Origin of the sequence: Streptomyces rhizosphaerihabitans, assembly GCF_025399795.1 — a bacterium.
Classification (GTDB): domain Bacteria; phylum Actinomycetota; class Actinomycetes; order Streptomycetales; family Streptomycetaceae; genus Streptomyces; species Streptomyces rhizosphaerihabitans.
Window position 1 is genome coordinate 111,879 of record NZ_JAODTZ010000031.1, and the last position, 9,849, is coordinate 121,727.

At 73.5% G+C, this 9,849-nt stretch carries 10 protein-coding genes; 4 read left to right on the forward strand and 6 right to left on the reverse strand.

Features of this window, described 5'->3' with window-relative positions:
• Positions 1-12: 12 nt before the first annotated feature.
• The 4 genes from N4G66_RS27795 to N4G66_RS27810 all read right to left on the reverse strand — a co-directional run bounded on the left by N4G66_RS27795 (position 13) and on the right by N4G66_RS27810 (position 3,713).
• Entirely contained in the window at positions 13-696 is a 684-nt protein-coding gene (locus N4G66_RS27795) for a response regulator transcription factor (RefSeq protein WP_261706961.1), read from the reverse strand.
• Positions 693-1,931 carry a sensor histidine kinase gene (locus tag N4G66_RS27800; protein ID WP_261706962.1) on the reverse strand — a complete coding sequence of 413 codons (1,239 nt, stop codon included), beginning with the start codon at positions 1,929-1,931 and terminating at the stop codon, positions 693-695. The genes N4G66_RS27795 and N4G66_RS27800 overlap by 4 nt, the downstream gene beginning before the upstream one ends.
• Positions 1,932-2,605: 674 nt before the next feature.
• On the reverse strand, positions 2,606-2,884 hold the full coding sequence (gene pspAA, locus N4G66_RS27805) for a PspA-associated protein PspAA (protein ID WP_261706963.1): 279 nt from the start codon (positions 2,882-2,884) through the stop codon (positions 2,606-2,608).
• Between the two features lie 31 nt (positions 2,885-2,915).
• Positions 2,916-3,713, reverse strand: coding sequence for a PspA/IM30 family protein (locus tag N4G66_RS27810; protein WP_261706976.1), 798 nt, complete (start codon positions 3,711-3,713; stop codon positions 2,916-2,918).
• Between the two features lie 245 nt (positions 3,714-3,958).
• Between N4G66_RS27810 and N4G66_RS27815 the strand changes: the two genes are divergently transcribed.
• Positions 3,959-4,585 carry a DUF3043 domain-containing protein gene (locus N4G66_RS27815; RefSeq protein WP_261706964.1) on the forward strand — a complete coding sequence of 209 codons (627 nt, stop codon included), beginning with the start codon at positions 3,959-3,961 and terminating at the stop codon, positions 4,583-4,585.
• Between the two features lie 83 nt (positions 4,586-4,668).
• Entirely contained in the window at positions 4,669-5,370 is a 702-nt protein-coding gene (locus tag N4G66_RS27820; protein ID WP_261706965.1) for a class I SAM-dependent methyltransferase, read from the forward strand.
• A gap of 130 nt (positions 5,371-5,500) precedes the next feature.
• Here N4G66_RS27820 and N4G66_RS27825 read toward each other — a convergent pair whose 3' ends face one another.
• Positions 5,501-5,713: a hypothetical protein gene (locus N4G66_RS27825; RefSeq protein ID WP_261706966.1), complete on the reverse strand. Its 213-nt coding sequence runs from the start codon at positions 5,711-5,713 to the stop codon at positions 5,501-5,503.
• Between the two features lie 113 nt (positions 5,714-5,826).
• On the opposite strand from N4G66_RS27825, the gene N4G66_RS27830 reads away from it, so the two are divergent.
• Positions 5,827-7,026 (forward strand): bifunctional adenosylcobinamide kinase/adenosylcobinamide-phosphate guanylyltransferase, encoded by a 1,200-nt coding sequence (locus tag N4G66_RS27830; RefSeq protein WP_261706967.1) that lies wholly within the window; start codon positions 5,827-5,829, stop codon positions 7,024-7,026.
• A 256-nt stretch (positions 7,027-7,282) separates the two neighbouring features.
• On the opposite strand, the gene N4G66_RS27835 is transcribed toward N4G66_RS27830, so the two are convergent.
• A complete protein-coding gene (locus N4G66_RS27835) occupies positions 7,283-8,350 on the reverse strand; it encodes a class I SAM-dependent methyltransferase (protein ID WP_261706968.1) in 1,068 nt (355 codons plus the stop codon).
• A gap of 122 nt (positions 8,351-8,472) precedes the next feature.
• Here N4G66_RS27835 and cobT point away from each other — a divergent pair, with 122 nt between their 5' ends.
• Positions 8,473-9,723 carry a nicotinate-nucleotide--dimethylbenzimidazole phosphoribosyltransferase gene (gene cobT, locus N4G66_RS27840; protein ID WP_261706969.1) on the forward strand — a complete coding sequence of 417 codons (1,251 nt, stop codon included), beginning with the start codon at positions 8,473-8,475 and terminating at the stop codon, positions 9,721-9,723.
• Positions 9,724-9,849: the final 126 nt, after the last annotated feature.

Below are 9,849 nucleotides of genomic sequence, written 5' to 3' on the forward strand. Positions count from 1 at the left end.
CGCAGGTAACGCTCAGTCCACCCTCGGGCGTACCAGACCGGACTCGTAGGCGATGACGACCAGTTGTGCCCGGTCACGGGCGCCGAGCTTGGCCATGGCCCGGTTGACATGTGTCTTCACCGTGAGCGGACTCACGTCGAGGCGCTCGGCGATCTCGTCGTTGGAGTGGCCCGCGGCGACCTGGACGAGCACCTCGCGCTCGCGCCCGGTGAGCGCGTCGAGCCGCTCGGAACGGGCGCCGCCGTGCCCGTCGTCCGCGCCGTCGCCCTGCGCGAGGAACCTGGCGATCAGCCCCTTGGTCGCCGCCGGGGACAGCAGCGCCTCGCCGCCGGCCGCGATCCGGATGGCGTTGAGCAGTTCCTCGGGCTCGGCTCCCTTGCCGAGGAACCCGGACGCGCCGGCCCGCAGCGACTGCACGACGTACTCGTCGACCTCGAAGGTCGTCAGCATCACGACCCGCACATGAGCGAGGCCCGGGTCGGCGGTGATCAGCCGGGTGGCGGTGAGGCCGTCGGTCCCGGGCATCCGGATGTCCATCAGCACCACGTCGGCCCGCTCGTCCCGGGTCACCGCCACGGCCTCCGCGCCGTTGGCCGCCTCTCCCACGACCTCCATGTCCGGCTCCGAGTCGACCAGCACGCGAAACGCGCTGCGCAGCAACGCCTGGTCGTCGGCGAGTACGACACGGATCGTCATACGGGGTCCCCCAGGGCAGGCGCGTGGCTCTTGACCGGAAGGATCGCATGGACGCGGAAGCCGCCTCCGTAGCGGGGACCGGCCGTGCAGCTCCCGCCGATCGCGGTGACCCGCTCCCGCATGCCGAGCAGCCCGTGGCCGCCGCCCTTCTGCGGGGCGCTGTCCTGTCCGGGGTTGTTGTCGGGTCCGGGACCGTTGTCGAGGACGGTCACTTCCACCATCGGCCCGACGCGGACCACGCTGACCTCGGCTTTCGCTTCCGGGCCCGCGTGCTTCTGCACATTGGTCAGGGCTTCCTGGATCACCCGGTACGCGGCGAGGTCGGCGGCCGCGGGCAGAGCGGTTCCGTGGTCGGAACGGGCCACCTCGACGGGGAGCCCCGCGTTGCGGAAGGTGTCGGCGAGCTCGTCGAGCCTGGCGAGTCCGGGGGCGGGTTCGGTCGGGGCCGCGGGGTCGCCGGACTGGCGCAGCAGGCCCACGGTGGCGCGCAGTTCGTTCAGCGCGGACCGGCTCGCCTCGCGTACGTGGGCGAGTGCCTCCTTGGCCTGGTCGGGGCGCTTGTCCATCACATGGGCGGCGACTCCGGCCTGCACGTTGACGAGCGCGATGTGGTGGGCGACGACGTCGTGCAGATCGCGGGCGATGCGCAGCCGCTCCTCGGCGACACGGCGGCGTGCCTCCTCCTCACGGGTGCGCTCGGCTCGTTCGGCGCGCTCCCTGATCGCGTGGACGAAGGCGCGGCGGCTGCGGACGGCGTCGCCCGCCGCGGCGGCCATGCCGGTCCAGGCGAAGACGCCGAGGTTCTCCTGGGCGTACCAGGGCAGCGGCCCGGCGAGCATCGCGACCGCCGTGAGGACGGTCATGGTGGCCAGGCCGACGCGCCAGGTCGTGGGACGGTCGGTGGCCGAGGCCACGGTGTACAGGGCGACGACGGCGGACATCGCGACCGGGGTGCGGGGGTCGGCGGTCACCAGCTCCACCAGGGAGACGGCGACGGTGGCCGCGAGGACCTTCATCGGGGCGCGGCGGCGGAAGACCAGGGCCGCGGAGCCGAGAACCATGAGGCCGAGGCTGAGGGCGTCCGGGGTGCGGGCGCCCCAGGCCGTACCGTCGGCGCCGTGCGGGTCGACGAAGGAGCCGGCCACCATGCTGACGAGTACGCCTGCGGCGAGGGCGGCGTCCAGGGCGAGGGGGTGGGCCCGCAGCCAGTCCCTCGTACGCTCCAGGGTGCTCACCCGGTCCACGGTACGGGGCCCTGCCGGGCTTGAGACCGGACGGTACGACGCCCGCTCCCCACCCGCCCGGGAGGCGGGCCGCGCGGCTCCCGGACTCGGCACCGGGGTGCCGCCCGCCGGCCCGCGGTGTGTGAGCGCGCCGCTCACGGATTCGGGACGGAGGGCCTGGGCTCACCCGATTCGTCACGGCCGGATCGGCCCCACAGGACCCGGGAAGTGAGCGCGCCGCCCACCGGCCTCGCGACGGGCGGCGCCGTGCCGCCCGCGGACTCGGCTCGGACAGTCCGATGTACCCGCCGGACCGGACGCCGGGCGGGCCGCCCATCGGTCTCGCGGCGGGCGGCGCGGCGCCGACCACCGAACAGGGGCGAACGACGACAGGTGTGCCCGCCGGCCCAGGCGCCGGGCGTGCCGCCCACCGAGCTCCGGACGGGCTGTCCCGTGCCGTGCCGCCCGCGGACTGGGCTCGGACAGTCCGGTGTACCCGCCGGACCGGGCGCCGAGCGGGCCGCTCGGCGGGCTCGGGACGGGTGGTGTCGTGGCGCCCGTCGGGGCTTGGGGCCGGGTCTGCGGCCCGTCGGGCGGGGGCTTCACGGTGCTGGCTCGGGTGGCCGACGGACGTGCCTCGGGCCACTCCCCCGAGGGCGGAAGAGCGGTCGGGGTGCTGGGGGGGGTCAGCCGGGGATCAGGCCGTCGTCGCTCAGCATCTCGCGGACCTCTTCGAGGGTGGCGTCCGGAGACGGGAGGATGAGCTCCGACGGCTCCAGCGAGTCGTCGGGGAGCGGGGTCCCGGCGCGGCGCACCGCGTCCAGGAGGGCTCCCAGGGTGCGGCGGAAGCCGGACTCGTCGCCCCTCTCCATTTCGGTGAGCAGCTCGTTGTCCAGCTTGTTCAGGGTGGTGAGGTGGCCGTCGTCCACCTTCACCTGCCCCTCCCCCATGATCCGTACGATCATGTCGCCCTCCTCAGGCATGGGCCCGCTCAGGTCACTGCTTGTCGAAGCGCGGAGTGTCCTGGGGCTGCGAGGACGACTGGGACTTGCCCGTGCCGCCCTCGATCGCCTGCTGCTGCGACGAGGAGCCACCGGCCAGCTCAGCCTTCATGCGCTGCAGCTCCAGCTCTACATCCGTACCACCGGAGATCCGGTCCAGCTCGCTCTGGATGTCGTCCTTGGCGAGCCCGGACTGGTCGTCGAGGGCGCCGGAGGCGAGCAGCTCGTCGATCGCGCCGGCCCGCGCCTGGAGCTGCGCGGTCTTGTCCTCGGCACGCTGGATGGCAAGCCCCACATCGCCCATCTCCTCGGAGATGCCGGAGAAGGCCTCGCCGATCCGGGTCTGCGCCTGGGCCGCCGTGTACGTCGCCTTGATCGTCTCCTTCTTCGTACGGAAGGCGTCGACCTTGGCCTGAAGACGCTGGGCCGCGAGGGTGAGCTTCTCCTCCTCGCCCTGCAGGGTCTGGTGCTGCGTCTCCAGGTCGGTGACCTGCTGCTGGAGCGCGGCGCGGCGCGACAGCGCCTCGCGGGCCAGATCCTCGCGGCCGAGCGCGAGGGCCTTGCGGCCCTGGTCCTCCAGCTTGGTGGACTGGTTCTGGAGCTGGTTCAGCTGCAGTTCGAGACGCTTGCGGCTGGTCGCCACGTCGGCGACACCGCGCCGGACCTTCTGGAGCAGCTCCAGCTGCTTCTGGTACGAGTAATCGAGGGTTTCGCGCGGGTCCTCGGCCCGGTCAAGGGCCTTGTTCGCCTTCGCGCGGAAGATCATCCCCATACGCTTCATGACACCGCTCATGGGCTTCGCGCGCCCCCTTCTGACGGACTCCAGCTCCAGGTACTGCAACAGGACCCACAGTACGGGCCCTGCATCCATTACCGCACTGTCCGGAGGCGGATGCGCTCATCCCCAAGGACGACTGCGCCCGCCACCGCTCCGGCGTAAGGAGTAGGTGGCACCCGGGGTCCACCCGGAGCGACATCCCCTCTGTCCCACTACAGACGCACGGTGTTGCCGGATCGTTCCCCACTCGATCGACGTCCATGCCCGCGGACCCCGTACCCTTGGGTTTTGTGTTCCGTAGCCGTGCGAAGGAAGAGAAGGCCCCCGCCGACAAGGCGCAGGTGACCGACTCCAAAGTGACCCGTGACCCTCAGGCCCCGAAGGGCCGCCCCACGCCCAAGCGCAGTGAGGCCCAGACCCAGCGCCGCAGCGTCGCCCAGACGCCGTCGTCGCGCAAGGAGGCGTCCAAGCAGCAGCGCGACGAGCGCCGTGCGCAGATGACGAGGCAGCGCCAGGCGCTGGCCAGCGGTGACGAGCGCTATCTGCCCGCACGCGACAAGGGCAAGGTGCGCCGGTTCGCGCGCGACTTCGTGGACTCGCGCTTCTGCATCGCCGAGTTCTTCCTGCCGATGGCCGTGATCATCCTCGTCCTGAGCGTGGTGCCGGTCGCCGCGCTCAAGAACGTGGCGCTGCTGCTCTGGCTGGTCATCATCGTGATGATCGTGGTCGACTCGATCGGCATCACGATCCGCCTGAGGAAGCAGCTCAACACGCGCTTCCCCGACCAGCCCAAGAGGGGCGCGGTCCCCTACGCGCTGATGCGTACCCTCCAGATGCGTCGACTCCGGTTGCCGAAGCCGCAGGTCAAGCGCGGAGAGCGGCCCTGAGCACTACGTCGTTCTCCGGGGGCGCGGCGGATGCCTGGCTGAGCAAGCTGGGCGGGCTGCGGGATGTCGTACGGCAGGAACTGGTGGCCCGGCAGCTCGATGAGCAGATAACCGGGCGCTATCCGGTGGGGCAGCGCCTGCGGGTGCTCGACGTCGGGACGGGCCAGGGCACACAGGCCCTGCGGCTCGCGCGGGCCGGCCATCAGGTGACCGGGCTCGAACAGGACGCGACGATGCTGTCCGTGGCCCGTCAGGCGCTGGCCGCCGAGCCCGAGGGCATCCGGAGCCGGGTGCGCTTCATCGAGGGCGACGGGCGCGAGACCGGCGTGCACTTCCTGCCGGGCAGCTTCGACGTGGTGCTGTGCCACGGCGTCCTCATGTACGTCGAGGATCCGGACGCGCTGCTGGCGGGGCTGGCCCGGATGCTGGCCCCGGGCGGGCTGCTCTCGCTGCTGGTCCGCAACGCGGACGCGCTGGCCATGCGCCCCGGAATCGGCGGGGACTGGGCTACGACGCTGGCCTCGTTCGACACGACCGCTTACACCAACCGGCTCGGTCTCGACGTCCGCGCCGACCGGCTCGCCACGCTGACCGGCACGCTCGCCGGGATCGGGGCTCCGCTGCACGCCTGGTACGGAGTGCGGGTCTTCACGGACACGGCGGCCGACGGTGCGCCGGTTCCGCCGGACGCGGAGACGCTGCTGGCCGCGGAGGAGCGGGCCGGACGGACGGACCCCTACCGCCAGGTGGCGGCGCTCCTGCATCTGTGCGGCGTACGGGGCTGACCCCCTCCGGGGTGTTTCCTCGGGGAGCCGAACGACCCTCGCTTCACGGCGGAACCGGACGGCTGCCCGTTTCTGGGCGCGGCGGGCGGTGACGGGTTGCCGGGGAGTGTCCCCGGCAACCCCTACCGGCCTACTCCGGCTCGGCGTGCAGGCTCATCGGGCCGTAGATCTGCGTGCTGTCCTCGAAGAGGAACACCTGGTCCGCGCCGCCCGCCAGAAGGTCCTTCCACACCTCACCGATCCAGGACTCGGCATCGCCCTGGGTGGTGAACTCCTCGGGCTGCACCGCGGGTTGGACCTCTGTCCCGTCGGACTTCTCGAACCGCCACGTCCATGCCGCCATGTACGCCTCCAAGGTGTGAGCACACTGCACATCGGAAGCCGGACAAGATCCGTCTCCCGTCCGAAGCCTAGCCGGACGCGCAAGACGTGCGGGGACACGGAAAAATCGGCGACGTGGAACTGACTCTGCTCGGCACCGGAGCCCCCGCGGGCCTGCCCCGCCCCGACTGTCCCTGCGCCGCGTGCGCGACCGCGCTCGGCGAGAGGGCGCGGTCGGCCACCGCGCTGCTCGTGGACGGCACGCTGCTGCTCGACCTCACCCCCGGCGCCGCGTTCGCGGCCGCCCGCTCCGGACACTCACTGGGCGGCGTACGGCAGGTACTGCTCTCTCATCCGCACGACGGACCCGCCGTGGAGGTGCCGGCCGGGCTGCCGCAGCCCGGCCGGGTGCCCGACGGACGGGAGTTGGCGCTGCTGACGGGACACCGGGTGCGGGCGGTGCCGATGGACGCGCCCGGCACGGGGTACGCGGTGACCGGCCCGGGCGGGCAGCGGCTGCTGTACCTGCCGCCGGGCGCGGCGCCGGCCGGTCTGGACGAGAAGGGGGACGCCTATCACATGGTGCTCCTCGACGTGGTGGGACGGCCGGACGCCCTGGCGAAGCTGCGCACGGTCGGCGCGGTCGACCCGACGACGGACGTGATCGCGGTGCACCTCGACCACGACGTGCCCCCGGGGCCCGAACTGCGCCGGCGGCTCGCCGCGGCGGGCGCGCGGGCCGTGCCCGACGGAACGACGCTCGACGTGGGCGTCTACGAGGACGTGCCCGATGTGCCGCGCAGGACGCTGGTGCTCGGCGGAGCGCGTTCGGGCAAGTCGGTGGAGGCGGAACGGCGGATGGAGGCCTTCCCCGACGTCCTGTACGTCGCCACGGGAGGTGCGCGCAACGGGGACTCCGAATGGGCGCAGCGGGTCAGCGCCCACCGTGAGCGGCGGCCCGGCTCCTGGCAGACCGTCGAGACCTGCGATCTGGTCCCCCTCCTCACCGAGGAGGGCCCGCCCCTGCTCGTCGACTGTCTCTCGTTGTGGCTGACCGACGCCATGGATTCGGTGAACGCCTGGGACGACGCCGAGTGGTCCGGCGGCGGCGAACGCGCCCTGCGTGCCCGCGTGGAGGAGCTCGTCGGCGCGGTCCGGAACACCCGCCGCACGGTCGTCGCCGTGTCCAACGAGGTCGGCTCGGGCATCGTCCCCGCCACCGCCTCCGGACGCCGCTACCGCGACGAACTCGGGCGGCTGAACGCGGCGTTCGCCGGAGAGTGCGAGCATGTGCTGCTGGTGGTGGCGGGGCAGGCCCTGAAGCTGCGGGGCTGACCCCGGCCCGCTCTTCGCCGGCGGACGCGCGTTCTCCGACCGCTCCTGACGCCGGTCCGCCGGGTGGACCCGGGCGCCCGTCCCCGGCCCGCCCCGGAGGTCCGTTCCCCGGGTGGATCGGCTCACCCCGGACACCTCCTCCGCTGCCCACCCCGAACGCCTGTCCGCTGCCCGCCGCGGACTCCCGTCCCCTCGCTCGCTCCTGCCACCCGTCCCCGGCCCGCGGCGGGCGGCGGGCTCAAGGGGGGGGGCGGGCTCAGGGTTCCTTGCGGGCGACGATGCGGTACGCGTTCGAGAAGCGGGTGCGGCGGAGCAGGGGGGCCATCAGGCGGTCCAGCGCGGCGGTCGAGGCGAGGAGCGGGGCGGACGCCCGGGTCAGGGCCAGGCGCGCGGTGCGCTGGAAGGGGGTCGGGGGCGCCGGACGCCAGGGGGCGTCGAGGCCGGGGAGAACACGGCCGAGGACCAGGGCGAGGGCGCCCGAGAGGTCGTGGGGGATGTGCGGCTCCCGGCGGTCCGTCGCGACGACCGCACAGCCGAGGGATTCGAGCTCGCCGAGCAGATTGGGCAGCGGCATGAGGTGCAGATGGCGCGGCTGGCCGTACGCCACCCACCACTTGCCGAGCAGCATGCCGAACGCGCAGTCGGGGTCCGGGACTTCGACGAGGAGGTGTCCGCCGGGGCGCAACACCTCGAGCGCGGCGCGCAGTTCCTCGCGCGGGTCGGGTGTGTGCTCGAGATGGTGGAACATGCTCACGACGTCGTAGCGGGCGCGCAGCCGCTCGGCGATCCGCGGGTCGGTGAGCCGCCCGACGTGCGCCTCCTCCACCCGTCCCGCCACCCGCGCCCTCTCGACGCGCCGCGTCGGGTCGAGTCCGTCGAAGGACGTGTACGGGTGGACCTCCTTGGCCGCCTCCGGGAAGTACCCGTGCCCGGTGCCGATGTCGAGCCAGCTCTCCGGCTCCGGGAAGGGCAGCATGGCGCGGGCCGCCGCGCGGTGGCGTCCGGCTCCGCCGCGGACGCCGAGCAGCCGTTCGGCGAGGCCCTCGTGGGCGCCCTCGCGAAAGTCCCGGTGGTAGAAGGCCAGCCCCTCGGGCGTGAGCCGGGGGTTCTGGAAGGCGTGGGCGCAGTCCCCGCACTCGTCGACGACGAACGTCCCCGGTTTGCGCTGCCGAAGGTCCGGCGTACGCAGCCGGGTGCGCAGGTGCTTCGAGCCGCACCAGGGGCAGTCGGCGCGGCGCGGCTCGTGGAACCGGGCGGTGCCCTGGGCGAGTTCGGCCGCGTAGGCGGCACGCCGTTCGGCGATCGGCTGCGGGGTGGGGGGCATGGGTGCTCCTGTCGGGGTCGAGCCGTACGACAATCCGACACAAACGGTACGTATGCGAAGGGGATCCGGAGTGCAACGACGTGGCGCGGACGCGTTCGATCGCTGCCGGTACTGTTCGGCGAATGAGCTCGCTTAATCTCGACGACTTCACCGATCTGATCGAGCGTCCCGATGGAGGCGTACGCCGTGACGCCGAGGCGTACCGGGAGCGCCGGATCGTGCCGCCCGGGGCGCTGGGCCGCCTCGACGACCTGGGTGAGTGGCTGGCGGCGGCGCAGTCCGCGGTGCCGGTGCGGCCGATCGAGCACCCGCGTGTCGTGCTGTTCGCGGGCGACCACGGGATCGCCGCGCTCGGCGTGTCGGCGCGCCCCGCGGGCAGTGCCGGCCGGCTGGTGCGGGCGGTCCTGGAGGGCGCGAGCCCCGCGTCGGTGCTGGCCCGCCGGCTCGGCGTGCCGGTCCGCGTGATCGACATGGCGCTGGAGGCCGATCCCGAGGGGCTGCCCGAGGAGGTCGTGCGGCACCGGATCCGGCGTGGTTCGGGCCGGATCGACGTCGAGGACGCGATGACCCTGGAGGAGGCGGAGGCCGCGTTCCGGGCCGGGGTCGCCATCGCGGACGAGGAAGCGGATTCCGGTACGGATCTGGTGGTGCTCGGCGACATCAGCGTGGGCGGGACCACAGTGGCGGCCGTACTGGTCGCGGCGCTGTGCGGGACCGACGCGTCCGTCGTCACCGGGCGGGGCGGGCAGGCCATCGACGACCTCGCGTGGATGCGCAAGTGCGCGGTCGTGCGCGACTCCCTGCGGCGGGCCCGGCCCGTGCTCGGGGACCAGCTGCAGCTGCTCGCGACGGTGGGCGGGGCCGACCTGGCGGCGATGACCGGGTTCCTGCTGCAGAGCGCGGTGCGGAAGATGCCGGTGATCCTGGACGGGGTCGTGTCGGCCGCCTGCGCGCTGGTCGGACAGCGGGTCGCCTTCCGCGCGCCGGACTGGTGGCTGGCCGGGCAGCGCAGCGGGGAACCGGCGCAGGCGAAGGCACTGGACCGGATGGCTCTCGAACCGCTGCTCGACCACGGTGTGACGGTGGGCGAGGGAACGGGCGCCCTGCTCGCCCTGCCCCTGGTCCAGGCCGCGGCAAGCCTCGCCGCGGACCTGCCGGAGGCCCCCTCCCCGGAGGCGGAACCGGAAGCGGAGCCCAAGCCGGACCCCGAGCCCGGCGCCACGTCCGGCCCCGAGTCCACGTCCGGCCCCGAGTCCGACTCCCACCCCGAGGCTGACTCCCACCCCGAGGCTGACTCCCACCCCGAGGCTGACGCCGGGTCCGGCCCGCCGAGGCCCGACACCGACTCCACGGCCCCGGAGCGGGACGAGTAGCCGACCGGTTCCAAGACCACACCCGAGCCCGGCACCGCCCGGGCCGGGCCGAGCCGCGCCGGGCCGAGCCGCGCCGGACCGAGCCGCGCCGGACCGAGCCGATTCACCGGCCGGGGCGGGCCGCCC

What these genes read in the sequence shown, in the direction of transcription:
- N4G66_RS27795 (WP_261706961.1), bottom strand. Translation starts at nt 696, where the DNA reads ATGACGATCCGTGTCGTACTCGCCGACGACCAGGCGTTGCTGCGCAGC.
- pspAA (WP_261706963.1), bottom strand. Translation starts at nt 2,884, where the DNA reads ATGATCGTACGGATCATGGGGGAGGGGCAGGTGAAGGTGGACGACGGC.
- N4G66_RS27810 (WP_261706976.1), bottom strand. Translation starts at nt 3,713, where the DNA reads ATGAGCGGTGTCATGAAGCGTATGGGGATGATCTTCCGCGCGAAGGCG.
- N4G66_RS27815 (WP_261706964.1), top strand. Translation starts at nt 3,959, where the DNA reads ATGCCCGCGGACCCCGTACCCTTGGGTTTTGTGTTCCGTAGCCGTGCG.
- N4G66_RS27825 (WP_261706966.1), bottom strand. Translation starts at nt 5,713, where the DNA reads ATGGCGGCATGGACGTGGCGGTTCGAGAAGTCCGACGGGACAGAGGTC.
- N4G66_RS27835 (WP_261706968.1), bottom strand. Translation starts at nt 8,350, where the DNA reads ATGCCCCCCACCCCGCAGCCGATCGCCGAACGGCGTGCCGCCTACGCG.
- cobT (WP_261706969.1), top strand. Translation starts at nt 8,473, where the DNA reads ATGAGCTCGCTTAATCTCGACGACTTCACCGATCTGATCGAGCGTCCC.